Genomic DNA, 23,787 nt, shown 5'->3' with positions numbered 1-23,787 from the left:
CGTGGATTTGCTGTCCACGCCAGGGAGAGGCTTTGCGCTGAGGAAAGCGGCGACGAACGCCGCGTCTCGTACTGATAGCCGGTCTTACTGGTACCCCTTGGGGAACGGATCCGGCTCGACGAGATCGGCGGTCTCGTAGATCAGCTCGAACTGGCCATCGAGCTTGGCGCGTCCCACCCGGGTCTTCGACCAGAGGTGATGATTCTCGTGGATGCGCACATAGCCTTCCGGAGCGCCCTTGAACTCCACGCCGGGTGAAGCCGCGGCGATCTTGTCGACGTCGAACGAACCGGCCTTTTCCACCGTCAACTTCCACAGCCACGGGCCGAGATAGGCAGCCTGGGTGACGTCTCCGATCACCGTCTTCTCGCCCCACATCTTCTTGAATGCGGGCACGAAGGCCTTGTTGTTCGGATTGTCGAGCGACTGGAAGTACTTCATGCAGGCATAGGCGCCTGCGATGTTCTCGCCGCCGATGCCGTCGATTTCGTCCTCGGTCACCGAGATCGTCAGCAGCGCCTGCTTGGAAAGGTCGATGCCGGCGGCCTTGAGCTGCTTGTAGAACGCGACGTTGGAGCCGCCGACGACGTCGGTGAAGATCACGTCGGGCTTGGTCAGCTTGATCTTGTTGATGACCGAATTGAACTGGGTGTTGCCGAGCGGATAATACTCCTCGCCGACCACCTTGCCCTTCAGCACGTTCTCGACGTGCTTGCGCGCGATCTTGTTCGAGGTGCGCGGCCAGATGTAGTCGGAGCCGACGAAGAAGAACGACTTCGCGCCCTTTTCCTTGGCGATCCAGTTCAGACCGGCGAGAATTTGCTGGGTCGCCTCCTGTCCCGTGTAGATCACGTTCTTGGACTGCTCGAGACCTTCGTAGAAGGTCGGGTAGTAGAGCATGCCGTTGTACTGCTCCATGACCGGCAGCACCGCCTTGCGCGAGGCCGAGGTCCAGCAGCCCATGATCGCCGCGACCTTGTCGTTGACCAGCAGCTTCTTGGCTTTTTCCGCAAAGGTCGGCCAGTCGCTGGCGCCGTCTTCCTGGATGAACTTGATCTTGCGCCCGAGCACGCCGCCCATGGCGTTGATCTGCTCGATCGCAAGCTTTTCCGCCTCGATCGAACCGGTTTCGGAGATGGCCATCGTGCCGGTAGCGGAGTGTAGGATACCGACGGTCACCTCGGTGTCGGTGACCGCAAGGCCGGTGGTGTTGACGGCCGAGGTCGCGGGAGCCTGTGCGAAAGACGCCCGCGGCAGCATCGTGATGGCCGGGATGGCCGCCATTCCCATCAATAGTTTGCGCCGCAGCGGCGACATTAGGCCCTTGTTGGCTTCGTCTGACATGAGCACCCCACTTTTGTTCGAGGACACGCGATTGGTCCGATGAGGATGGCTCGAATTTGTGCACCGCAAGGATACGCAAGATCGCGTATATTGCACCGCAAAATGCCGACGTAGGCTTTTGGTACGGGAATTGCGAGGGCTCGGGTCGGTATCGGGGGTGGGTTCAGTGGCAGGGCGGCAGCGAATAGACCGCGTTAGGCGCCAGTACAACCAATGGGTCGCCAACCAGACGCTGGAAGACTACGCGCTGCGCTTCACCGCCAAGAGCGCGCGTCGTTGGTCTGCCGCCCGCGTTGCCAACACCGCAATCGGTGCAATCTCGTTCCTGGTGCTGGAGGCGATCGGCGGCACCATCACGCTCAATTACGGCGTCACCAACGCAGCCGCCGCGATCCTCGTCGTCTCTACCATCATCTTCTTCTGCGGCGTTCCGATTGCCTATTATGCAGCCAAATGCGGCATCGACATTGACCTGCTCACGCGCGGTGCCGGCTTCGGCTATATCGGCTCGACCGTCACCTCGCTGATCTACGCCTCATTCACCTTCATCTTCTTCGCAATCGAGGCGGTGATCCTGGCGACCGCGCTGGAGATGTGCCTGGGTATCCCGCGCCCGATCGGCTACCTCATCAGCGCGATCGCGATCATCCCGCTCGTGACCTACGGCATTACGCTGATCAGCCGCTTCCAGCTCTGGACGCAGCCGCTCTGGGTTGTGCTGCACATCCTGCCCTTTGCCGCGATTGCATGGGCGAGCCCGCACTCCTTCACGGAATGGCACAAATTCGCCGGCGAGCACGGCGACGTCGCTGGCCATTTCGATCTGTTGCTGTTCGGCGTCGCCTCCTCGGTGGTGTTCTCACTGGTGGCGCAGATCGGCGAGCAGGTCGACTTCCTGCGATTCCTGCCGCGCGACCGCCGCACCTCCAAGGCGTCGTGGTGGATCGCGCTGATGAGCGCGGGGCCGGGCTGGATCGTGCTCGGCGCGCTGAAACTGCTGGCCGGTTCCTTTCTCGCGTTCTTCGCGCTGAGCCACGGCGTGCCGCCAGAAGAGGCCGCCGAGCCCGCCCATATGTATCTCGTGGCGTTTCGCTACGTGCTGTCGGATCCGGACCTCGCGCTGGCGTTGACCGGCTTTTTCGTCGTGCTGTCGCAGATCAAGATCAACGTCACCAATGCCTATGCCGGCTCGATTGCCTGGTCGAATTTCTTCTCGCGCCTGACGCACAGCCATCCCGGTCGCGTGGTCTGGCTGGTGTTCAACGTGATGGTGGCGCTGCTCCTGATGGAGATCGGCGTCTACAAGGCGCTGGAGCAAACCCTGGCGCTCTACTCAAACGTCGCGATTGCCTGGGTCGGTGCGCTGGTATCCGATCTCGTCATCAACAAGCCGCTTGGGCTCCGTCCGCCGCAGATGGAATTCAAGCGGGCGCATCTCTACGACATCAATCCGGTCGGCGTTGGTGCGATGACGCTCGCGATCATCGTCTCGATCGCAGCGTTCTACGGCCTGTTCGGCCCGACCATGAAGGCGCTCGCCGCCTTCGTCGCACTGACAGTGGCGTTCGTCACCGCGCCTGTTATTGCCTGGCTCACTGACGGCAAATACTACATCGCGCGCAAGCCGAAGCGGAGCTGGGCGAATGTCGAGGCGATCCAGTGCTGCATCTGCGAGCATACGTTCGAACCGGAGGACATGAGCGCCTGCCCCGCCTATGCGGGACCGATCTGCTCGCTGTGCTGCTCGCTCGACGCCCGCTGCCACGATCTGTGCAAGCCGCACGCGCGGATCCAGGTGCAATTCTCGGAAGCGCTCGGCAAGATTCTGCCGCAGCCCATCTATCAGCGCATCAACTCGCAGTTCGGCCACTATATCGGCGTGTTCGTCGTCTCCGCCGGGCTCGTCGCGCTCGTGCTCGGACTGATTTACCTGCAAACCTCGGCAAGCGTGCATGGCGAGAACTCGCTCGTCTCCAATGTGCTCTGGAAGGTGTTCTTCTCGCTGAGCATCATCATCGGCGTGGTCGCCTGGTTGTTCGTACTGGCGCAGCAGAGCCGCCGCGCCGCGGAGGCCGAGACGCGGCGGCAGACCACGCTACTGATCCAGGAGATCGACGCCCACAAGCGCACCGACGCCGCGCTCCAGCGCGCCAAGGAGGTCGCCGAGTCCGCCAACCTCGCCAAGAGCCGTTATGTGGTGGGGCTAAGCCACGAACTGCGCTCACCCCTGAACGCCATCAGCGGCTATGCCCAGCTGCTCGAACAGGATTCGACGCTGCCCGCCAAGCCGCGCGACCAGGTCCGCGTCGTGCGCCGCAGCGCCGATCATCTCTCCGGCCTGATCGACGGCATTCTGGACATCTCCAAGATCGAGGCGGGACGGCTGTATTTGTCGCGCGACGAGGTCCGGCTGAGCGAGTTCCTCGACCAGCTCGTCGGCATGTTCCGCCTCCAGGCCGGCGCCAAGGGCATCGACTTCGTCTTCAGGCGTCCTCCGACCTTGCCGACGGTCGTCTATGCCGACGAGAAGCGGCTGCGTCAGGTCCTGATCAACCTCCTGTCCAACGCGATCAAATTCACCCGGACCGGCAGCGTGCAATTTGTCGTGCACTATCGCAGTCCCGTCGCCGAGTTCGAGGTGACCGATACCGGACCCGGCATCCGGGGCGACGATCTCGAACGCATCTTCGCGCCGTTCGAGCGCGGCGCACTCGGGGTCTCGCAACCGCAGACCGGGACGGGCCTGGGCCTCACCATCAGCCGGCTGCTCGCCGGCGTGATGGGCGGCGACATCAAGGTCACCAGCACGGTTGGCCACGGCAGCACATTTAGAGTGAAGATGCTGCTGTCGGAGGTCACCAACCCCAGGCGCACTGCGCCCGTTGAGGCGCCGGTCGCCGGCTATCACGGCGCGCGCAAGACCATCCTCGTCACCGACGACGATCCCGTACATCGCGACCTCCTGCGCGAAGTCCTGGCCCCGCTGGGCTTCATCCTGCTCAGCGCCGCCGACGGACCGGGCTGCCTGGCGCTGGCGCAGCATTGCCGGCCCGATCTGTTCCTGCTCGATATCTCGATGCCGGGCATGGACGGCTGGACTGTGGCCGAATCATTGCGCGCAAGCGGACATCACCAGGCGCGCATCCTGATGGTCTCGGCGAGCGCGCTGGAGGCCCACGGCACGCCGCTGGCACAGCCTTTCCACGACGGCTACCTGATGAAGCCGATCGACATCCCGCGGCTTCTGGAAACGATCCGCCAGCTTCTCAGGATCGAATGGCAATACGGTTCCGACGAGATCCTCGTGCCGCTCTGGCAGCCGGAAAGCGGCTCCCGGCCGCCGGTCAGGCACATCGAGGCGCTGATCGGGCTCGGCCGGATCGGCTATGTCAAGGGCATCCAGTTGAAGCTGGACGAGATCGGCAGCGAACATCCGGAGCATGCCGACTTCGTCGCGCAAATGCGATCCCTGGTCGATCGCTTCGACCTCGACCAGTACATGAGCACATTGAAGACATTGCATGCGTATGAACACTGAGCCGAAAAAGCGCGACGTCGCGTTGGTCGTCGACGATTCTCCGGAGACGCTGCGGCTGCTCACCGACGCGCTCGATGGCGCGGGGATGACGGTGATGGTCGCGCTCGACGGCGCGGCCGCAATGCGCATCGTCGAACAGATCACGCCCGACATCGTGCTGCTCGACGCCGTGATGCCCGGCATTGACGGATTCGAGACCTGCCGGCGCCTGAAGCGCGATGCGGGGTTCGCCAATATTCCCGTGATCTTCATGACGGGCCTGGCCGAAACCGAGCATATCGTGCGCGGACTTGAAGCCGGCGGCGTCGACTACGTCGCCAAGCCAATCGTGATCGAGGAGATGCTGGCGCGCATTCGCGTCCATCTCGGCAATGCGCGGCTGACCCAGAGCGCGCGTGCGGCGCTCGATGTCTCCGGACGCTTCCTGTTCGCGGTCAACCGCAAGGGAAACCTGCTCTGGGCGACCCCGCAGGCGCAGAAGCTGCTTGCCGATCACCAAGGCGCGCAGGCCGATGACGACTTCGTGCTGCCGCCATCTCTGCTGCAATGGCTGGAGCAGGCGAAAAGCAAGGGCAGCTCGAAGTCGCAGCCGGCCTCCCTGCCCGACAATGCGCAACTCCGGCTCTACTACGTCGGCGAGACCGCGCCGAACGAGTTCCTGCTGCGGCTCTCCCGGGAGGCCGGCACTGCGCTGCCGCCCGAATACACCAGCGAACTCGGCCTCACCACCCGCGAGGGCGAGGTGCTGGCGTGGCTCAGCAAAGGCAAGACCAACCGGGACATCGCGCAGATCCTGGGATTGAGCCCGCGCACCGTCGACAAGCATCTGGAGCAGATTTACGCGAAGCTTGGCGTGGAAAACAGGACGGCGGCCGCGGCCATTGCCACGAACGCGATGCGCAGGAATTCGTAACCGCGTTGGGAATGAGTTGAGACGCAGCCCGCCCAGAAAGATGGTGTCATCCCGGCGAAGGCTGGGACCCATAGCCACAAGGCAAAGTTTGGCGACGACTAGTCGTTCGGTACGACGACCATCCGCGACCGATGGATTCCGCGGTATGGGTCCCGGCCTTCGCCGGGACGACACGAGAGTTTGTGGCGGCCATTGGCCTGATTCAGCAACCCACCACAAGGCACCTCACCCATACACGAACGCCGCATCATCCAGATCCGTTTTCGGGATTTCGTCCTTCTCGGTCCAGTAATCCTGACTGTGCTGCCATTCCGGCTTGTCGCCGCGCTTGGGCAACAGGTCCATGTTGCGCATCATGTAACCGGGGTTGAAGTTTTCCGGATCGATCCAGGGCAGGATCGGCATGTTGTGGTCTTCAGGCCGCAAGCTCACCTCGACCTTCTTGCTGCCCTTCGCCTTCATATGCCTGAGCAGGCGACAGACGAAATCGGCGACGAGGTCGACGCGCAACGTCCAGCTGGCGCGGAAATAACCAAACACCCAGACCATGTTCGGCACGCCCGTGAACATCATGCCGCGATAAGTCACGGTGTCGCCGAAGGCGAGCGGCTCGCCATCGATCTCGAAGGCGATGTCGCCGAGCGCGGCGAGATTGAAGCCGGTGGCGGTGACGATGATGTCGGCTTCGAGCAGCTTGCCTGATTTGAGCTGGATGCCGTTCTCGACGAAGCATTCGATCTCGTCGGTGACGACGGAGGCCTTGCCGCTGGCAATCCCCTTGAACAGATCCGCGTCCGGCACGAACGCAATGCGCTGCCGCCACGGCCGGTAGCTCGGGGTGAAGTGCGTTTCGACGTCGTAGTCCGGCCCGAGGACCGCGCTGATCTGTCCTATCAATTCCTTTTTCACTTGCTCGGGCTTGCTCAGGCAGAGCTTCGTGAACGCATCCTGCTCGAACAGTATCTTGCGCCGCACGATCTCGTGGATCCAGGCCTCGTCGACCTGGAGCCTGCGCAGCTCCTCGGCGATCTCGATCGCATTGCGGCCGAGTCGGAAATAGGTCGGCGAACGCTGCAGCATGGTGACATGCCCACATTTGTCCGCGATGTTCGGCACCAGCGTCGCCGCGGTTGCGCCCGAGCCGATCACGACAACCTTCTTGCCCGCAAGGTCGATGTCATCCGGCCATGTCTGAGGATGGACGACGCGGCCCTTGAAGCGGTCGGCGCCCTTCCATTGCGGCGTGTAGCCCTCGGAATGGCGATAGTAACCCTGGCACATCCAAAGGAAGTTCGCGGTGAAGGTCTTGGCTTCGCTCGTGTCGGTCGTCACCGCCTCAATGGTCCAGAGATTTTGCTCGCCCGACCAGCTCGCGGAGTTGATCTTGTGCTTGTAGCGGATATGTCTGGCGATATCGTTTTCGTCGATCACCTCGTTCATGTAGGCGAGGATTTCCTCGGCGGTCGCGATCGGCGGGCCAACCCAAGGCTTGAAGCTATAGCCGAAGGTGTGGAGGTCACTGTCCGAGCGAATGCCAGGATAGCGATGCGTGGTCCACGTGCCGCCGAACGTCGCCTGGGTCTCCAGGACGACGTAGCTCGTCCCCGGAAGCTGCTTTGCGACATGATAGGCGCTGCCGATACCGGAGATCCCGGCACCGACGATCAGCACGTCGAAATGTTCTGAAGCTTGCTTGGCCGTAGCGTGACTGCGAACAGCGACATTCATTGTTGCTTCTATGCCTCGTGGCTTTTAGGCCGTCCTTGACCGGACAGCGCGTTTCCTCCGCGAAGGGCATGGTCGCTCCTCGCGCTTCCGCTGCAAAATGACATAGATCAGGTCGCGGTCAAATCACAGCGCCGCACCCCAGCTCCGCGCGGTCTGCAAGATCCAGTCGCGATAGAGCGTGAGGGGTGTAACCCCGGTCAAGCCGCCGCAGCCGGCGGCGCCGTTCGGCCCGGTCGACCAGCTAATGACACCGACAAGCACGGCACCGTTCGGTCTGTCCTCGAACACGGGGCCGCCGGAATCGCCGGTGCAGGCGCCGATTCCGTCGCGAACACCGTTGGTTAGGGGATCGACCAGCCGGATCTGCAACGTGCCGGGCTGGCCGGCGGCGACGAGTGCGGCGACGCGAATCGTGCCGCCGCTTTTTCCCTCACCGCGCACGGTGACGCCAATGCCTGCGATGGTGAAACGGCTGCCGACCTGAATTGGGATATTCGGCGAGCCAACCGGCACCGTCGATTTTCCCTTCAGTGGAATATCGAGTTGCAGCAGCGCCACGTCGGCGGTAGCGCGATGCGCCTGCATCGCCTGCATGTTGAAACTGGGATGGATCGCGACGCTCCGCACGTTCAGCAGTTGCGGCTTACCATCGGCGCCATAGTCGACGATCTTGTAGTCGGCGCCGGGCTGTACGCAATGGGCGACGGTGAGCACCAGCTTCGGCGCAATCACGCTTCCGGTGCAGAAATTGCCGCGCGACCCGACGATGGTGACGACTGCGCGTGCAACGCCATCGGCCTGCGGCGTGCCACCGCCGACAATGGCGTGAGCGGGCGTCGTGAACAGCAGCGCGGCAGCGATCAGCGTTGCGACATTCTTCATGGGAACAGATCTCGGCACTCGAATCGGCCAGGACCCGGGATTGCTTCAGGCTGGCTCTCGCCGATACCCCATGCTAGCCGTCTTGGAAAGAATGAACGAGGGCAGGACATTGGCGATCGAGGCTGTGATCTTTGATTTTGGCGGCGTGTTGACGAGCTCGCCGTTCGAGGCGTTCGCGCGATTCGAGACCGAGCGCGACCTGCCCGTCGATATCATCCGGCGCACCAATGCTGCCAACCATCTGGAAAATGCCTGGGCGAAATTCGAGCGCGCCGAGGTCGACATCGACACCTTTGACACATTGTTTGCTGCGGAATCGCTTGCACTCGGCGCGGAAGTGCGTGGCCGCGAGGTGCTGCCGCTGCTTCAGGGCGATCTGCGCCCCGAAATGGTCGAAGCCTTGAAACGCATCAAGGCGCAATTCAAGACCGGCTGCATCACCAACAATCTTCCGGCCAACGCAATCGGCAGCCTGACCGGACGCACGCTTTACGTCGCCGAAGTGATGGCGTTGTTCGACTACGTCATCGAGTCCGCCAAGATCGGACTGCGCAAGCCCGACCCGCGCATTTATCGGACGATGGTCGAGGCGCTGAAGGTCGATCCGAAGAATTGCGTCTATCTCGACGATCTCGGCGTCAATCTGAAGCCCGCGCGCGACATGGGCATGACCACAATCAAGGTGGCCAGCGGCGCTCAGGCGATCGCCGAGCTTGAGGCCGCGACGGGGTTGAAGCTGAGCTAGCGCGTCATACTCCGTCATTGCGAGCGCAGCGAAGCAATCCAGACTGTTTCCGCAGAGGGAAGCTGGATTGCTTCGCTGCGCTCGCAATGACGAGATTGGGGCGACGGTTCTCGCCAGGTGCGCTACTCCGCCGCAATTGCAACCCGCTCCGGGAACGCCGCCGCGAGCGAGGCGCGGTCGGGCTTCAACACACCGCGTTCGGTGATGAGGCCTGTGACGAGACGCGCCGGAGTCACGTCGAAAGCGTAATTCGCGACCGGCGAGCCGTCCGGCACGATGCGCACCGTCTCAAGCCTTCCATCCGCGGTACGGCCCGTCATGTCGGTGACTTCAGTGCCGCTGCGCTGCTCGATCGGAATGTCGCGAACGCCGTCATTGACGGCAAAATCGATCGTTGGAGACGGCAGCGCGACATAGAACGGCACGTTATTGTCGTGCGCGGCGAGCGCTTTCAGGTACGTGCCGATCTTGTTGCAGACATCGCCATTGGCGGCGACGCGATCAGTGCCGACGATGGCGAGATCGACCATGCCGTGCTGCATCAGGTGTCCGCCGGTATTGTCGGGGATCACGGTGTGCGGCACGCCGTGATGGCCGAGCTCCCAGGCCGTGAGCGAGGCGCCCTGGTTGCGCGGCCGCGTCTCGTCGACCCAGACATGGACTTTGATCCCGCGCTCATGCGCGAGATAGATCGGCGCCGTCGCCGTGCCCCAATCGACGGTCGCGAGCCAGCCGGCGTTGCAATGGGTCAACACGTTGACCGTCTCGCCCGGCTTCTTCTTCGCTAAGATTGCCTCGATCAGCGCCAGACCATTGCCGGCAATGGCGCGGTTGATTTCGACGTCCTGCTCGACGATCTCGTCGGCGCGTGCGTAGGCGGCTTCCGCCCGTTCCACCGGATCGATCGGCGCGAGCGTCGCGCCCATCTCGTCCAGCGCCCATTTCAGATTGATCGCAGTCGGCCGCGCCACGACAAGCGTCTCGTAGGCGCGCTTAAGTCCGGCATCGGAAGCATCCTCACGCATGGCGAGCGCCATGCCGTAAGCTGCCGTCGCGCCGATCAGCGGCGCCCCACGCACCAGCATGTCGCGGATTGCCACCGCCGCGTCGTCACACGAGGTCAGGCGCGCGACGACAAACTCGTGCGGCAGCCTGCGCTGGTCGATCGCGCCGACCGACCAGCCGTCGCGCTCGCGCCAGATGCTGCGGAAATGTTTGCCGTCGACCTTCATGGCATTCTGCCTTTCGTATCACGCTCGCAGGATACGGCCCGCCACAGCGTCGAGCTTCTTCAACAGCTCCGGATCACGCGCCTCGGGCGCGGTGATCAGCGCTGTATCGAGCGCGCAGTCCGAGCCGATCGGACACGGCTCGTGCTCGCGCGGGAAATCCTTTGCCAACCGCGCCACCAGTGCTTTCGCCTTGTCGGCGTTGGAACTCAGCACGCGGATAATGTCCTGGACGGTGACGGCGTCGTGATCGGGATGCCAGCAATCGAAATCCGTCACCATCGCGACGCTGGCGTAACAGATCTCCGCCTCGCGCGCGAGCTTCGCTTCGGGCATGTTGGTCATGCCGATCACGGAATAGCCCAGCGTCTTGTAGGTCATGCTCTCCGCGTAAGTGGAGAATTGCGGCCCTTCCATGCAGACATAGGTGCCGCCGCGCGCAATCGCGATGCCTTCGGCCTCGGCCGCCGCGGCAAGATGGATACGAAGCCGCGGCGAGACCGGATGGGCCATCGAGACATGGGCGACGCAGCCTCTGCCGAAGAACGAGCTCTCGCGCTTGTGAGTGCGGTCGACGAACTGGTCGACAAGGACGAAGGTCCCCGGCGGCATCTCCTCCTTGAAGGAGCCGCAGGCCGAGAGCGAGATCAGATCGGTGACGCCGGCGCGCTTCAGCACGTCGATATTGGCGCGGTAGTTGATGTCGGAGGGCGACAGCCGATGGCCCTTGTCGTGCCGCGGCAGGAACACGATCGGCAACCCGGCGATGGTGCCGCGCCGCAAGGGCGCCGACGGCTCGCCCCAGGGGCTCTGGATCGCCTCTTCGTGCGCGCCCGCGAGTCCCGGCAAGTCGTAAATGCCGGAGCCGCCGATGATGCCCAATACCGCCTGCGTCATGCCTGCTCCACCGTTCGCCACGTGCGACATGGTTAAGCTATGCCAGTTTTGCGGCGGTTTTGGAACGGGGGTGGTGGGTATCGATGCCGTGAGGGGCGCAAAGCGCTCGCCACACATTCGGTGTCGTCTCGGCGAAGGCCGGGACCCATACCGCAGAATCTATCAATCGCGGATGGTGTCAGTCCCAAATGACCAGTCTTCGCCAAACCACTCCCTGGGAGTATGGGTCCCGGCTTTCGCCGGGACAACGCTGCGGAGAGATTGGTGCGTCTTAACTAAGCTGCGGTCGCCAGCTTCAACTGGGCCGCCACCATCCGCTCCAGCGTCTCGACGGACTGGAAATTCTCCGGCGTGATCTCCGACTGGGGAATCGTGAAATCGAACTCGGCTTCGACGCCGAGCATCAGATTGACCATGTCCATCGAGGTCAGGCCGACGTCGACAAGCTTGGCTTGCGGCGTGACGTCAGCGGCGAGCGAATTCTGATCGAGGATGCCCTTCACCAGCTTGATGATGCGATCGCGCAATTCGGTATCGAAGGCCTGCATCGGCTAATTTCCATCTTTCTATGACGTCGGACCGGATTGCGAGCTACGATGGGCAGGGACAGCCGATCCCGCAATGGGCGGCACCATTACTTCGCGTTTCTTAGTAAACGATGACTCAGATTGACTAAAGTTAATGCCTCTTCCAAATCGCTAACGCGATCGTGGAAATCCGGGTCATGCAAAAAACCGGGCCTTAACTGTTCGTTCGGAATTGCGGTTCGTTTACCCTCTATTTCATCGACGAATTTGAATTAAATCCGTAGCCTCACCTCATAAGCAAAGATGGTCGGAAGATCGCTACACGGCATCGCGAATGATGCCGGCGATCTCGAACGACAAACCGGAGGCGGATGAGCATGAACGTGCGTGAAGCGGTTCTTACTGTCGATGAAGCGCCGACGAGCCTGCTTGAGCAGGGCCCCTCATTGATCGAACGCGCGGCTCGCACCGCCGCCGTCGCTGCCGCCGAGGCCGACGACGTCGATCGCGACGCCCGCTTCCCCCACAAGGCTTTTCAAGCCGCACGCGAGCAAAAGCTGCTCGGCGTCATGATCCCCGTCGAGTATGGCGGCTTCGGCGCCTCGATCCACGACGTCACAGACATCTGCTACACACTCGGGCGCGAGTGCGCCTCGACAGCGATGATCTATGCAATGCACCAGACCAAGGTCGCCTGCATCGTCAGGCATGGCCACGGCATTCCCTGGATGGAAACCATGATGCGCCGGGTCGCCCGCGACCAGTGGCTGCTCGCCTCTTCTACGACCGAGGGCCAGAACGGCGGCAATATCCGCGCCAGCGCCGCCGCCGTTGACAACGCCGGCGACACCGTCTCGCTGGTGCGCGATGCCACCGTGATCTCCTACGGCGCCGAGGCGGACGGCCTCGTCACCATCGCCCGCCGCGCGACCGAAGCCGCCGCCTCAGACCAGGTGCTGCTGGCGCTCGCCAAGGACGATTATTCGCTGAAGCAGACGCAGGGTTGGGAAACGCTCGGCATGCGCGGCACCTGCTCGACCGGTTTCGAGCTGAAGGTCGACTGCCCTGCCGATCGCGTCTTCCCTGAAGCCTACGACAAGATCCACGCCCAGACCATGACGCCGTTCGCACATCTGTGCTGGTCGTCGGCCTGGGCGGGCATTGCCGCCGCAGCCGTCACCCGCGCGCAGGCTTTTGTCCGCAAGGCGGCCCGCGCCTCCGGCGGCCAGATGCCCCCGGCCGCCGCCCACTTCACCGCTGCGAAAATGTCGCTGGCAAAGCTGCGGGCGTTGATATCGGCCAATCTCGACGCCTTCGCCCGTGCCGAGCATGACGAACGCGCGCTGGGCTCGCTCGACTTCCAGTCCTCGATCACGCTTTTGAAGGTGCAGGCCTCCGAGCTCGCGGTCGAGACCGTGATGCATGCGATGCGCACCACCGGCCTCTCCGGCTACCGCAACGATGGCGAGTTCACCATGGGCCGTCATCTGCGCGACGTGCTGTCGTCGCCGATCATGATCAACAATGACCGCATTCTGGCCAACGCCGCGACTGCGACCCTGATGAGCGGCATTCCGGCAAGCCTTCGGGACTAACAAGCCTCGGGACTGACGTGCCTTCAAGACTGAGAACCTTGGCGACCAACAAGAACAATTTCAGATAGCAGGAAGTCGAACATGAACATTGCTGTTCTCCCCAACTCGCCTGAGACCGCGCCGCAGGCCGCCGATCCGCTCGATCATCTCGCCGGTGCGCTGTTTCATCCCATGGGATCGGACGGCGTCTATGCGCGCACCGCGCTCTATGAGGGCATCGTCGAGCAGCTCGCCGCGCTGATCACGCGCAATCGCGAGGCCGGCACCGAGGTGATGCGCTTCCCGCCGGTGATGAGCCGCTCCCAGCTCGAGAAGTCCGGTTACCTCAAGAGCTTCCCGAACCTGCTCGGCTGCGTCTGCGGCCTGCACGGCACCGAGCGCGACATCAACGCCGCGGTGAGCCGCTTCGATGCCGGCGGCGACTGGACCAGTTCGCTGTCGCCCGCCGATCTCGTGCTGTCGCCGGCCGCCTGCTATCCCGTCTACCCGATCGCGGCGAGCCGCGGCCCGCTGCCCAAGGGCGGCTTGCGCTTCGACGTCGCCGCCGACTGCTTCCGCCGCGAGCCGTCAAAGCATCTCGACCGGCTGCAATCGTTCCGGATGCGCGAATATGTCTGCATCGGCACCCCCGACGACGTCGCGGATTTTCGCGAGCGCTGGATGGTGCGTGCGCAGGCGATCGCGACCGATCTCGGCCTGAGCTTCCGCGTCGATTATGCCAGCGATCCCTTCTTCGGGCGCGTCGGCCAGATGAAGGCGGTGAGCCAGAAGCAGCAGCAGCTCAAGTTCGAGCTCCTGATCCCGCTGCGCTCGGAAGAGCAGCCGACCGCCTGCATGAGCTTCAACTATCATCGCGAACATTTCGGCACGACCTGGGGTATCCAGGACGCCAATGGCGAGCCCGCGCACACCGGCTGCGTCGCGTTCGGCATGGATCGCTTGGCTGTCGCAATGTTCCACACCCACGGCACTGATCTTTCCGCCTGGCCCGTCAAGGTGCGGGACCTTCTGGGCATGCAGCCGCTAGCTCCGGCCGATGCTCACGTCGAAGGCTGGCGCTAAGGCAAGGGGCCGATCATTTCCACGGGCAAGACGAGCGTGATCCACACAAAAGTCCGATGCCGCGAGATCACCGAGTCCGATGTGGAAGCCATCGCGGACTTGCTGACGCGCGGCTTCGTCGGCCGCTCGCGCAATTACTGGATCCAGGGCCTGCGCCGGCAAGCCTTTCGGCCGGTGCCCGAGGGCTATCCGCGCTTCGGCTACATGCTCGACAATGACGGCACGCCGGTCGGCGTGCTGCTGCTGATCTACTCGACGCGGCAGGACGGCGAAGAGACCGCCATCCAGTGCAATTTGTCGAGCTGGTATGTCGATCCGGCTTACCGCAACTATGCGCCGCTGCTGACCAAGATCGCGCAGCGCCACAAGCACGTAACCTATCTCAACATCAGCCCGGCGGTATGGACCTGGCCGATCATCGAGATGCAGGGCTTTCGTGCCTATTGCCGCGGGCTGTTCGTCTCGGTGCCGGCGCTGTCGCGCGCACCGCGCTGGAGCAAGATCGAGGTCATCTCGCAGCACAGCAAGCAGATCGAGGGCCTCTCCGAAGCCGAGACCGAGCTATTGACGCGGCATGCGCGCTACAACTGCCTGAGTCTCGTCTGCCGCACGCCGAAGGGCACCTACCCCTTCATCCTGCAAGCGGTGCGCATCCGCCGCGGCTTCATCGCGCCGCCGGTGATGCAATTGATCTATTGCCGCAGCACAGCGGAATACGCCGCCTGCGCCGGCCGCATCGGCCGCCTGCTGCTGCGGCTCGGCAAGATCTCGGTGCTCGTCGATTCCAACGAACCAATCTCCGGCCTCGTCGGCTTTCATACCGAGCGCCGCGGCCGCAAATATTTCAAGGGCCCGCACCGCCCACGGCTGGCCGACCTCACGGATACGGAGCTGGTGCTGTACGGACCGTAGGTCAGACCGCGAGTCGGCGTCCGGACTATGTTGCGGTTGAGTTTGCCCTACCCCGCCGCAGGCAGCACCGTGTCCGGTGGCGCGCTCCACGGGCGCTCGGCGGACGCAAGCCCGATCAGGCGGCCCTGGATGTAGTCGCAGCCCCAGTCGCGCAGCATGCCGGCCGCTTCCTCGTCCTGGACCCATTCGGCAACCGTCTTGATCTCGAGCCGGCGCGCGAGATCGATCAGGGTCTGCACGAAGGCGCGATCGTCGGCCGAACGCGTGATGTTCTGCACGAAGGCGCCATCGATCTTCACCAGGTCGACGCCGAGCTTGCGCAGATTCCGGAACGAGGTGTAGCCGGCACCGAAATCATCGATGGCGATGCGACTGCCGAAATTCTTCAACCGCGTGACGAAACCGCGGACATCGTCGATATCCTGGATCGCGACGGTCTCGGTGATCTCGACGATGAGCCGCTCGGCGACACCCGGATGCGCGCGCATCAGCGATTCGATTCCCGCCCACCAGTCCGGATCCATGGTCGTGTCCGGCGAGATATTGAGGCTGAGGCGGATGTCGGGCGCAGCCGCAAGCTCGGCGACCACGAGCTCGAGCACGCGATGATCGACCAGGCGAATGAGGCCGAGCCGTTCGGCCACTGGCACGATGTCGGGCGCGAGCAGCACCTGGCCATTGCCCTGGTCCATCCGCACCAGGCATTCGTGGAACGCGCGCTCGCGCGAAGTAGCCGACACCACCGGCTCATAGGCGAGCTTGATGCGGCGCTCGTTCAGAGCGGTGACGATCTCGTCGGTGACACGAATGTTGACGCGGCGCTGCGCGTCGCGTGCGGCATCCGGACGCCATGCGGCGAACGAGCCGGCGCGCCGGCGCTTGGCGGCATCAAGCGTCTCATGGGCACGGTTGATCGCCTCGTCGGTGCTGCGGGCATATCGCGGCAGGCTGACGGCGCCGATCGAGACGGTGATGGAGACCGGGCCGGACTTGGTCGGCACCACCTCGTCGCGAATGCCGGCGAGGAAGCGCTCGGCCGCGATATTCATGTCGTCGACGGTGCAGTTCTTCAGGATCAGGCCGAACTTGTTGCCGGAGAAGCGCCCCAGCACGTCGCCGCCGCGCAGCCGTACGCGGATGCGTTTGGCAACGTCGAGGATCACGGCATCCGCGACGTCGAAGCCGAACGCGTCGTTGACGCGAGCGAGATGGTCGATACCGACCAGCATGAACGCCGCGGTCGAGCGGAAGCGGGTCGTCTCCTCGATCGCTTCGGCCAAGGCCGCGATCAGATGGGAGCGGTTGAGCTCGCCGGTCAGGGGATCGAGCCGGGCGAGCTTGGAAAGCTCCTCGTCCCGCGCATGGCGCTCGTTGTTGATGCGGACCGAGCCGATCGCGCGCACCGGGCGGCCGTCGGCGCCAGCGAACCAGCGGCCGGTCTCCTCGACCCAGACCACGGGATTGGACGCGCTCATGCGGACGCCGTACTCGACCCGGTAGGGCGTGCCGTCGGCGCCGTGCACGGCGGAGGTCTGCGCCAGCGCGGCGGTCCGCAGCGACTGCACGGGCTCGATCAGCTTGGCGAATTCGGCGCCGGTCGCAAGCCGCTCAGTGGGGATGCCCGGGAAGACGGCGCCGGCCTGCTCGCCCCAGACGATGGCGTCGCTGGCGATATCCCAGACGAACACGGCTTGGCCGAGGGCGGCCAGGATTTCGGAGGCTTGCGGCAATGCAGGGGTCAAAATCGCCTCGTTTCGGGACAGCGGGGAGTCCTGAGCCGGCACAGGATAGAGCCAGTTTAGCCCTTGACCCTAGGCAAAGTTCATAAACAATTTGGAAACCACGTTCACAGGCGGCCAGGGAACCAAACCGGGCCCGCCGGCATAGGCCTTGCGAGTACATGACACGCACCGGCGCCACCGTCCCGAAACGCGACAGGCTCCGCCGGATCAATGGTGATGGCGATGTTGAGTACTGATCGAACGGACAATTCCGAAAGCGGCACAGGCACGGCACTGGTGCCGCTGATGCCGACCTTGCAGTGGGTCCGCAAGGCCGCGCTGTCGCGCCCAGATCCGAGCTTCGTCACCCAGCTGATCGCCAATGCCGAACACCTGCCCCAGGCCGGCCGGCTGCGCCGCGCTTCTTCCCAAGATGCACAGATGGCCTATCGCGCCAAGCGCCCGCTGTCGAGCGTCACGGCGCGCACCCGGCAGGTGGCTTGAAGCTGAACTAGCGGGGCGGTTCAGGGGAGGACGGCGTGCCGTCGCCCGGCTGCAGATGCGGCGAGGGAATTTCCGGCGACGGCGCGACGCCTTGGACAGGCTTCGGCGCGGGGTGATCCATCAACACGGATTCGGCGACCGATTTCGCTGAGGACGCGGGTGCAGGCGGCACCGAGGCAGGGTCGAGCTTCGGTTCGAACATCGTATCTTCCGCGGGCGCCTCGGGCTGGCGCTTCGCCTTGCGCGGCACCGGCACAGTCTCAGCGGCGACGTAGGCGATGCGGCGGCGGGCGCGCTGGGCTATTCCGCCCAGGAAATCGGCCATCGCAAGCAGCACCAGCAGGAAATAGGTGGAGTTGCCGAATTTGGGCCACATCACGAATTCGGCGGCGGCCGCACCGAACACGATCAGCGACAGCAAGTGATCCATCAGGAATTTCGCGCCGGGCCGCGCGCCTTTGACCACTTCGAGCAGCAGCAATACCACGCCCAGCGCAAGCAGCAGATCGGCAAGCGTCACCGGCCATGTCTCGCCGGTGATCATCGGTACCTTGAACAGCACATCCGAGAAGGACACGCTGGGCATCAGGAAGGCGATGATGTTGTAGACCGCGAGCGGGATCAGAAGCAGCGGGAAACCGACCATCGGCGATGTGCCTTCTCGATCAAGATGTCCGGGCAGGACAATGCGACGGCGTAGCACCCGCTCCGCCGTCGTCACCGTCATATCTCATGGATTGGCCGAAATCAGGCAGATCCTGATCGAGGATAAGCCTGCCTGAGGAAGCCATCCTGGAAAGAGCCCTGTCTCAGGACTCTTTCTTCTTCAGGACCTGACGGCCCTTGTACATGCCGGTCTTGAGGTCGAGATGATGCGGACGACGGAGCTCGCCAGAGTCCTTGTCCTCGACATAGGTCGGCTTCTTGATGGCGTCTGCCGAGCGGCGCATGCCACGACGCGACGGCGAGGTTTTTCTTCTCGGAACGGCCATTTCAATATCCTCTAGGGATTGGTGTTGTCCGGGCATCGTCCGCGGGACGGCTCAGCACCCAAACGGGGCGAGCGAAATGCCGATCAAGGCCGGGCTTATAGAGGAAGGCTGACCGTAAAGCTAGGGTTCTGGACCGGAAAATACGCCCGAAAAGGGGCTCAAAACCCGCGATTTTCCCGCCAGCAGGTCGAAAGCCAGCTGGCCTGCGCCCTTGCCACATAGGTCCCTGCCAGCCGCCGCACGCCCGGCCCGGGAGCCCTGGCGCTCCGTTTGACCGGATTCGGCAGGATTGAGGCCAAAAGGGCCGCCTCCCGGGGAGAGAGGTTTGCGGCCGATTTGCCGAAGGCATAGGCGCTGCCCGCTTCCACCCCAAACTGGCCCTGCGGGCCGAGCTCGGCGATATTGAGGTAGATCTCCAGGATTCGCTGCTTGGGCAGCACAAGATCGAGCCACAGCGCCAGGGGGAATTCCAGCACCTTGCGGACGAAATCCCGCCCCTGCCAGAGGAACAGGTTTTTCGCGACCTGCTGGGTGATCGTGGAGGCGCCGCGGAACGGCGTTCCGTCCTCCTGCGCGTCGTCGATCGCCTCGCGCAGCGCGCCCCAGTCGATGCCGTGATGCTTGCAGAAATGAGCGTCCTCGGCCGCCACCACCGCGCGCGGCAAATAGGGCGACATCGCCGCGAGATCGATCCATTCCCGCTGCATCGGTGCACCGCGCAGGCTGCGCCAGGCCATCAGCGTCGAAACCGGGTGACCAGTGCGGTAGAACGGCGCGATCACATACGGCGCCAGGACTGCGACCGCGAGCATCAGCAGCAGGATTTTGACGATGCGCAAATCGACCTTTCCGGCGCAAAATGAAACGCGGCCACGAGCTTGGCCATTAAGTCTGTGATAATTCTGGCCTTTTCCAGCGCTTTTTAGGCCTTCCAAACGATTGACTGGGGCGGGCGCATAAAGGATTGTCCCGCCGAATTTTGGTTCTGGAGCCTTTCTTGATGACCGGCACGACCCCGTCCGATTTCGCCAAACGTCTGGACAAGACCGCCGATGACACCGAAGCCCTGCTCGGGCGACTCCTGGCGGACGACATTCTGCCCGATGAGATCGCACGGCCCAAGCGGCTGATGGACGCAATGCGCTATTCGAGCCTGAACGGCGGCAAGCGGCTGCGGCCGTTCCTCGTGGTCGAGAGCGCGGCCGTGTTCGGCGTGCCCCGCGAGGCCGCGCTGCTGGCCGGTGCCGCGCTCGAATGCATCCACTGCTATTCGTTGATCCATGACGATCTGCCGGCGATGGACAATTCCGACCTGCGCCGCGGCCGCCCCACGCTGCACAAGAAGACCGATGATGCGACCGCCATCCTCGCGGGCGACGGCCTGCTGACGCTCGCCTTCGACATCATCACCCGCGACGAGATCCATCGCGATGCCACTGTGCGGCTGCTCCTGACGCGCGCGCTGGCGCGTTGCGCCGGCATCGGCGGCATGGTCGGCGGCCAGATGCTCGATCTCGCGGGCGAAGGTCGCTTTGGCGGCAACGAACCGATCGATGTCGCCCGTATTCAGCAGATGAAGACCGGCGCGCTGCTGCGCTATGGCTGCATCGCCGGCGCAATCCTCGGCCAGGCGTCGCAAAAGGAATATCAGGCGCTCGACGATTACGGCCGCGCGCTCGGCGAGGCCTTCCAGATCGCCGACGATCTGCTCGACGTCGAGGGCGATGCGGAAGCGCTCGGCAAGCCCTCCGGCCAGGACGCCGCGATGGGCAAGACCACCTTCGTCACCCAGCTCGGTATCGAGGGCGCCAGGCAGCGCGTGCGCGACCTGCTCGCGCGGGCCGACAGCGCCGTGTCGATCTTCGGCGATCGTGCAGCCGTGCTGCAAGCCGCCGCGCGCTTCGTCGCCGAGCGGAAGAACTAATCGCACGATGGCGGGCGACAAGAAAGAAGACCCCGCCCTCGCCCGCTTCCGCCAGATGTCGCGCCCGATGCGGCTGATCTACGCGCGGCCGCGCACCTTCATCTCCCTCGCTGCCGGCATTCTGGTCTGCCTGCTCGTGCCGGGCTCGCACCGGCTGGTGACGCGGCTACTGTTCGGCTGGGATGCGCTGATCGCGGTCTATCTCGTGCTGGTCTACACGATGATGCTGTGCAACGACCACCAGCACATCCGCCGCGCGGCCGCGATGCAGGACGATGGCCGTTTCGTGATCCTGCTGGTGACGGCGATCGGCGCCTTCGCCAGCATTGCCGCGATCGTCTCGGAGCTCGGTGTCCATCGCGGCGCTGCGGAGCTGACCATCGCCATCACCACCATCGCGCTGTCCTGGGCCGCCGTGCACACAATCTTCGCGCTGCATTACGCCCATGACTATTACCGGCACCCGCCGGGCGGCTTGCAGTTCCCGAGCGGCGACAAGGAAGACCATGCCGATTATTGGGACTTCGTCTATTTCTCGTTCGTGATCGGCATGACCGCGCAGGTCTCCGACGTCGGCATCACTGACAAGACCATCCGCCGTACCGCCACCGCGCACGGCATCGTGTCCTTCATCTACAACACGGCGCTGCTGGCGCTGACGGTGAACATCGCGGCGAGCGCGATCGCGACATGATCCCAACGGCATTGTCCCGGCTTCACCAGGACAATGTCGCGGGAAGCAGCTCTTCAGTTGCAGACCTCGGCGTTGGCATCATTGTGAGGGCCGCCGCCGCCGCGATAGACGAGATGGCAGCCGGGCTTGACCGGACGGCAGATGAGATCGTTGCAAAAAATCTGACCACCGCCGCCCGAGGCGCGACCGGCGCCGGCGGCAGCGATGCCGCCCGCCGTTCCCGCGGCCGCGCCACCGGCCTGAGGACGCTGCCGTGCGGGACGGTCGTCGCTGTCGTCACGCTTGGCGGTCGCAGGCTTGGCGGATGCAGGCTTGGCCGGTTTGGCGGCACGCTGCTTCTCGCATGCATTGTCGTCATTCAGCACATAGCCGTCGCCGCAGACGATCTTGCTGCATTTGTCGCCATCGACCTTGAAGCCGTGATCGCACACCAGCGGACAGACGCGCGACGGCCGGGACTTGACCGTGTCGAGCGCATCCGTGCTCGCCACCTTCACGTCGAGCTTGGTGCCGGCATAGCGGTTGAACTGCGACAGCGACCGCTGCGAGGACGTATTCCAGTTGCCGTCAGCCTGACCTGAGAAACAGCCGACGCGGCCGAGCTCGGTCTGCACCGATCGGCTGAGATCGGCCGGCGTGGCGGCCGGCGTCAGTGAGGCGACATTGGTCCCGGCGGGGCTTGCCGTGCTGGCGGGCGTAGCGCTCGGCGCCGAGGCGGCGAGATTGACGCGCTGCTGCTCGGCGGCGGCAGCCTGCTGCTGCGCCTGCTCCTTGGCCTTCTGCGCGGCAAGCTGGGCCTGCTCGGCCGCCTTGGCGTCCGCCGCAGCTTTGGCCTGCGCGTCCTTCTGTGCGCCAACGGTAGCGAGACGATCGCGCTCGGCCTCCGCCTGCTTCGCCCTCTCGATCGCGGCCGCATGCGCCTGCTCGGCCTGGATCTTGTCGAGCTGCAATTTGGCGAGGTTCGCGTAGAAGCCATCCGGATGCTGGGCCAGGAAGGCTTCCCAGGCCGGCTTGTTGCCGACCTGGAGCGCGAGCTCATAGTCGCGGCGCATGTCGGCCTGCGGATTCGTCGCGGGCGTGGGCGCCGCCGCCGCCGCGGCCACGCCCTTGACCGGCACCAGCGGCACGTCTTCGCCGCCAAGCGAGCCATAGACGAACGGCTCCTGCTTGTTGCCGGTGGATTTGAGCACATCGTCTCGCACGAAGCCAAAGGCACGGCGGACGTCGAGGCCGGGCGTGGTCAAATGCTTCGACAGCGCGATCGTGAACGGGCTGTTGGCGCCGTCGCCGTCCTGCGCGGTAAAGCCGGCCTTGGCCGAATAGGCAATCAGCGTGTTGGAGCTGGTCGGCTCGATTTGGGCGAGACCGCGGCCGATGCCGCGCGAAGCAAGCGTGCGCTTCATGGTCCTGCCGAACGGATTGTCGCGACAGGCATCCAGGATCACCAGGCGAAGCTGCTTCGCCGGCTCGACCGCGACCAGAACGCGGTCGAGCGAGAGTGCTTCATCATAGACATCGGTGTCGCGCTCGAGCTTGGCATCGACCGGGATCAGATAGTTGGAGCCTTCGACCTCGATGCCATGGCCCGCGTAATAGACGACGGCGATATCGGCATCGCGGGTGGAATCGGCGAAGTCCCTCAGCGCGCGCCGCGTCTCGAGCGCGGATAAATCGTGACGGGAATCGACGACGTCGAAGCCGGCATCCTTCAGCGTTTTCGCCATCACCGCCCCGTCATTGACGGGATTGGTGAGTGAGGGCGCGTGCTGATAGGCCGAGTTGGCCAGCACCAGCGCGACGCGTTTTCCGGCAAAGGCGGGCGCGGCGCCGAACATCAGTGCGACGGCGAGAAGAAGCGGGCAAAGCCTGAACAAATTGCGCATGACACGACTTCCAAAAATCCGGGGCAGTTCACACCCTCAGGGATAGCCTTAGCAAGATCGAATGCTTGCGCTTGTGATGGAGGTCACGAACACAGCGCCGGCGACCTAGGAACCCTTTTTGTTAGTCACGCCAGAGCGTTGGCGGTTCGCCGCCAAATGCCCTCGGGCCAAGTTCCCTAGCCATCCGCGACCTGCCCCCGATATTGCGGCAGATTGTCCGTGATCTCGTGCCATGGCGCCTTGGAGCCGACGAAAATATGGGCGGTCGGGCGGATCGTGGGGGCGTCGACCAGGGTTCCCATGGCGACGTGGGCCCATTTTCCTTGGCGGACCCGGGAATAAAGCAGCGAGCCACAGCGGGCGCAGTGCGCGTCGTGGGTCGTGTCGTCCCCGAAAATCATCCGCTGGTCCTTGCCCCTGACGATGCGGAGCTTGCTGTGCTCGATGCCGGCGAACGGCTTGAAGGCGGAACCCGTGGTCCGGCGGCAGTTCGAGCAGTGACAATTCAGCGCGTAAGAGAACGCGTCCGCGACCTCATAGCGAACGGCGCGGCAGTAGCATTCGCCGGCAAGTATCCGAGCGTTCGAATGTTCTGATCCGGTCATCACCGTGCCCTCACGTCAGTCGGCGCAGACACCCATAGCGCAATTTGACGTGTACGACTAAGTTCGCGTCAAGCCACATTCAGAGGGATGAT

21 protein-coding genes are annotated in these 23,787 nt (G+C 63.9%); 9 read left to right on the top strand and 12 right to left on the bottom strand.

The window, feature by feature from the left end; translation table 11 throughout:
- Window positions 1–84: 84 nt before the first annotated feature.
- The gene (urtA, locus tag AC0L2O_RS04265) at window positions 85–1,344 is read right to left on the bottom strand and encodes an urea ABC transporter substrate-binding protein (protein WP_369720436.1); all 1,260 of its coding nucleotides are present in this window, start codon (window positions 1,342–1,344) and stop codon (window positions 85–87) included.
- A 166-nt stretch (window positions 1,345–1,510) separates the two neighbouring features.
- On the opposite strand from urtA, the gene AC0L2O_RS04260 reads away from it, so the two are divergent.
- On the top strand, window positions 1,511–4,882 hold the full coding sequence (locus AC0L2O_RS04260) for a hybrid sensor histidine kinase/response regulator (RefSeq protein WP_473368815.1): 3,372 nt from the start codon (window positions 1,511–1,513) through the stop codon (window positions 4,880–4,882).
- Window positions 4,866–5,795: a response regulator gene (locus AC0L2O_RS04255; protein ID WP_369720434.1), complete on the top strand. Its 930-nt coding sequence runs from the start codon at window positions 4,866–4,868 to the stop codon at window positions 5,793–5,795. Before AC0L2O_RS04260 ends, AC0L2O_RS04255 begins: the two co-directional genes overlap by 17 nt.
- Before the next feature lie 225 nt (window positions 5,796–6,020).
- Here AC0L2O_RS04255 and AC0L2O_RS04250 read toward each other — a convergent pair whose 3' ends face one another.
- Window positions 6,021–7,523: a flavin-containing monooxygenase gene (locus AC0L2O_RS04250; protein ID WP_473368814.1), complete on the bottom strand. Its 1,503-nt coding sequence runs from the start codon at window positions 7,521–7,523 to the stop codon at window positions 6,021–6,023.
- A 123-nt stretch (window positions 7,524–7,646) separates the two neighbouring features.
- Entirely contained in the window at window positions 7,647–8,405 is a 759-nt protein-coding gene (locus AC0L2O_RS04245; protein WP_473368813.1) for a S1 family peptidase, read from the bottom strand.
- Between the two features lie 109 nt (window positions 8,406–8,514).
- Between AC0L2O_RS04245 and AC0L2O_RS04240 the strand changes: the two genes are divergently transcribed.
- Window positions 8,515–9,150 carry an HAD-IA family hydrolase gene (locus AC0L2O_RS04240; protein WP_369726601.1) on the top strand — a complete coding sequence of 212 codons (636 nt, stop codon included), beginning with the start codon at window positions 8,515–8,517 and terminating at the stop codon, window positions 9,148–9,150.
- Window positions 9,151–9,272: 122 nt separating this feature from the next.
- On the opposite strand, the gene mtnA is transcribed toward AC0L2O_RS04240, so the two are convergent.
- The 3 genes from mtnA to AC0L2O_RS04225 all read right to left on the bottom strand — a co-directional run bounded on the left by mtnA (window position 9,273) and on the right by AC0L2O_RS04225 (window position 11,824).
- A complete protein-coding gene (gene mtnA / locus AC0L2O_RS04235) occupies window positions 9,273–10,382 on the bottom strand; it encodes an S-methyl-5-thioribose-1-phosphate isomerase (RefSeq protein ID WP_369720431.1) in 1,110 nt (369 codons plus the stop codon).
- A gap of 18 nt (window positions 10,383–10,400) precedes the next feature.
- Window positions 10,401–11,276 carry an S-methyl-5'-thioadenosine phosphorylase gene (locus tag AC0L2O_RS04230; protein WP_473368812.1) on the bottom strand — a complete coding sequence of 292 codons (876 nt, stop codon included), beginning with the start codon at window positions 11,274–11,276 and terminating at the stop codon, window positions 10,401–10,403.
- 275 nt (window positions 11,277–11,551) lie between these two features.
- Window positions 11,552–11,824: a phosphopantetheine-binding protein gene (locus AC0L2O_RS04225; protein WP_473368811.1), complete on the bottom strand. Its 273-nt coding sequence runs from the start codon at window positions 11,822–11,824 to the stop codon at window positions 11,552–11,554.
- Window positions 11,825–12,180: 356 nt separating this feature from the next.
- On the opposite strand from AC0L2O_RS04225, the gene AC0L2O_RS04220 reads away from it, so the two are divergent.
- The 3 genes from AC0L2O_RS04220 (at window position 12,181) to AC0L2O_RS04210 (ending at window position 15,372) form a co-directional block, all read left to right on the top strand.
- A complete protein-coding gene (locus AC0L2O_RS04220) occupies window positions 12,181–13,398 on the top strand; it encodes an acyl-CoA dehydrogenase family protein (protein ID WP_473368810.1) in 1,218 nt (405 codons plus the stop codon).
- A gap of 81 nt (window positions 13,399–13,479) precedes the next feature.
- Entirely contained in the window at window positions 13,480–14,460 is a 981-nt protein-coding gene (locus tag AC0L2O_RS04215) for an amino acid--[acyl-carrier-protein] ligase (RefSeq protein WP_473368809.1), read from the top strand.
- A gap of 36 nt (window positions 14,461–14,496) precedes the next feature.
- Window positions 14,497–15,372: an acyl-CoA acyltransferase gene (locus AC0L2O_RS04210; RefSeq protein WP_369720427.1), complete on the top strand. Its 876-nt coding sequence runs from the start codon at window positions 14,497–14,499 to the stop codon at window positions 15,370–15,372.
- 47 nt (window positions 15,373–15,419) lie between these two features.
- Here the strand turns inward: AC0L2O_RS04210 and AC0L2O_RS04205 are convergent, their stop codons facing one another.
- The gene (locus tag AC0L2O_RS04205) at window positions 15,420–17,114 is read right to left on the bottom strand and encodes an EAL domain-containing protein (RefSeq protein WP_473368808.1); all 1,695 of its coding nucleotides are present in this window, start codon (window positions 17,112–17,114) and stop codon (window positions 15,420–15,422) included.
- A 222-nt stretch (window positions 17,115–17,336) separates the two neighbouring features.
- On the opposite strand from AC0L2O_RS04205, the gene AC0L2O_RS04200 reads away from it, so the two are divergent.
- Window positions 17,337–17,597: a hypothetical protein gene (locus tag AC0L2O_RS04200; RefSeq protein WP_473368960.1), complete on the top strand. Its 261-nt coding sequence runs from the start codon at window positions 17,337–17,339 to the stop codon at window positions 17,595–17,597.
- Window positions 17,598–17,604: 7 nt separating this feature from the next.
- Here the strand turns inward: AC0L2O_RS04200 and AC0L2O_RS04195 are convergent, their stop codons facing one another.
- The 3 genes from AC0L2O_RS04195 to mtgA all read right to left on the bottom strand — a co-directional run bounded on the left by AC0L2O_RS04195 (window position 17,605) and on the right by mtgA (window position 19,428).
- Window positions 17,605–18,243, bottom strand: a complete 639-nt coding sequence (locus tag AC0L2O_RS04195) for a hypothetical protein (protein ID WP_409191439.1) — start codon at window positions 18,241–18,243, stop codon at window positions 17,605–17,607.
- 163 nt (window positions 18,244–18,406) lie between these two features.
- Window positions 18,407–18,589 carry a 50S ribosomal protein L32 gene (gene rpmF / locus AC0L2O_RS04190; RefSeq protein WP_007598106.1) on the bottom strand — a complete coding sequence of 61 codons (183 nt, stop codon included), beginning with the start codon at window positions 18,587–18,589 and terminating at the stop codon, window positions 18,407–18,409.
- 158 nt (window positions 18,590–18,747) lie between these two features.
- On the bottom strand, window positions 18,748–19,428 hold the full coding sequence (gene mtgA, locus AC0L2O_RS04185) for a monofunctional biosynthetic peptidoglycan transglycosylase (RefSeq protein ID WP_369720424.1): 681 nt from the start codon (window positions 19,426–19,428) through the stop codon (window positions 18,748–18,750).
- A 161-nt stretch (window positions 19,429–19,589) separates the two neighbouring features.
- Here mtgA and AC0L2O_RS04180 point away from each other — a divergent pair, with 161 nt between their 5' ends.
- Together AC0L2O_RS04180 and AC0L2O_RS04175 are read left to right on the top strand one after the other, a co-directional pair.
- Window positions 19,590–20,513: a polyprenyl synthetase family protein gene (locus AC0L2O_RS04180; RefSeq protein WP_473368807.1), complete on the top strand. Its 924-nt coding sequence runs from the start codon at window positions 19,590–19,592 to the stop codon at window positions 20,511–20,513.
- Between the two features lie 7 nt (window positions 20,514–20,520).
- A complete protein-coding gene (locus AC0L2O_RS04175; protein ID WP_369720422.1) occupies window positions 20,521–21,207 on the top strand; it encodes a DUF1345 domain-containing protein in 687 nt (228 codons plus the stop codon).
- A gap of 53 nt (window positions 21,208–21,260) precedes the next feature.
- Here AC0L2O_RS04175 and AC0L2O_RS04170 read toward each other — a convergent pair whose 3' ends face one another.
- Window positions 21,261–23,090: a caspase family protein gene (locus AC0L2O_RS04170; RefSeq protein WP_473368806.1), complete on the bottom strand. Its 1,830-nt coding sequence runs from the start codon at window positions 23,088–23,090 to the stop codon at window positions 21,261–21,263.
- A gap of 176 nt (window positions 23,091–23,266) precedes the next feature.
- Complete coding sequence (locus tag AC0L2O_RS04165; protein WP_473368805.1) at window positions 23,267–23,695, bottom strand: GFA family protein; 429 nt, start codon at window positions 23,693–23,695, stop codon at window positions 23,267–23,269.
- Window positions 23,696–23,787 lie beyond the last annotated feature (92 nt).

The organism is Bradyrhizobium sp. Kon10 (assembly GCF_055807395.1).
Note: the sequence above shows the minus strand (reverse complement) of the source record. Positions and strands in the feature narration are given on the sequence as shown.

What these genes read in the sequence shown, in the direction of transcription:
- urtA (WP_369720436.1), bottom strand. Translation starts at nt 1,344, where the DNA reads ATGTCAGACGAAGCCAACAAGGGCCTAATGTCGCCGCTGCGGCGCAAA.
- AC0L2O_RS04255 (WP_369720434.1), top strand. Translation starts at nt 4,866, where the DNA reads ATGCGTATGAACACTGAGCCGAAAAAGCGCGACGTCGCGTTGGTCGTC.
- AC0L2O_RS04250 (WP_473368814.1), bottom strand. Translation starts at nt 7,523, where the DNA reads ATGAATGTCGCTGTTCGCAGTCACGCTACGGCCAAGCAAGCTTCAGAA.
- AC0L2O_RS04245 (WP_473368813.1), bottom strand. Translation starts at nt 8,405, where the DNA reads ATGAAGAATGTCGCAACGCTGATCGCTGCCGCGCTGCTGTTCACGACG.
- mtnA (WP_369720431.1), bottom strand. Translation starts at nt 10,382, where the DNA reads ATGAAGGTCGACGGCAAACATTTCCGCAGCATCTGGCGCGAGCGCGAC.
- AC0L2O_RS04230 (WP_473368812.1), bottom strand. Translation starts at nt 11,276, where the DNA reads ATGACGCAGGCGGTATTGGGCATCATCGGCGGCTCCGGCATTTACGAC.
- AC0L2O_RS04225 (WP_473368811.1), bottom strand. Translation starts at nt 11,824, where the DNA reads ATGCAGGCCTTCGATACCGAATTGCGCGATCGCATCATCAAGCTGGTG.
- AC0L2O_RS04220 (WP_473368810.1), top strand. Translation starts at nt 12,181, where the DNA reads ATGAACGTGCGTGAAGCGGTTCTTACTGTCGATGAAGCGCCGACGAGC.
- AC0L2O_RS04215 (WP_473368809.1), top strand. Translation starts at nt 13,480, where the DNA reads ATGAACATTGCTGTTCTCCCCAACTCGCCTGAGACCGCGCCGCAGGCC.
- AC0L2O_RS04200 (WP_473368960.1), top strand. Translation starts at nt 17,337, where the DNA reads ATGTTGAGTACTGATCGAACGGACAATTCCGAAAGCGGCACAGGCACG.
- AC0L2O_RS04195 (WP_409191439.1), bottom strand. Translation starts at nt 18,243, where the DNA reads ATGGTCGGTTTCCCGCTGCTTCTGATCCCGCTCGCGGTCTACAACATC.
- rpmF (WP_007598106.1), bottom strand. Translation starts at nt 18,589, where the DNA reads ATGGCCGTTCCGAGAAGAAAAACCTCGCCGTCGCGTCGTGGCATGCGC.
- AC0L2O_RS04180 (WP_473368807.1), top strand. Translation starts at nt 19,590, where the DNA reads ATGACCGGCACGACCCCGTCCGATTTCGCCAAACGTCTGGACAAGACC.
- AC0L2O_RS04175 (WP_369720422.1), top strand. Translation starts at nt 20,521, where the DNA reads ATGGCGGGCGACAAGAAAGAAGACCCCGCCCTCGCCCGCTTCCGCCAG.
- AC0L2O_RS04170 (WP_473368806.1), bottom strand. Translation starts at nt 23,090, where the DNA reads ATGCGCAATTTGTTCAGGCTTTGCCCGCTTCTTCTCGCCGTCGCACTG.
- AC0L2O_RS04165 (WP_473368805.1), bottom strand. Translation starts at nt 23,695, where the DNA reads ATGACCGGATCAGAACATTCGAACGCTCGGATACTTGCCGGCGAATGC.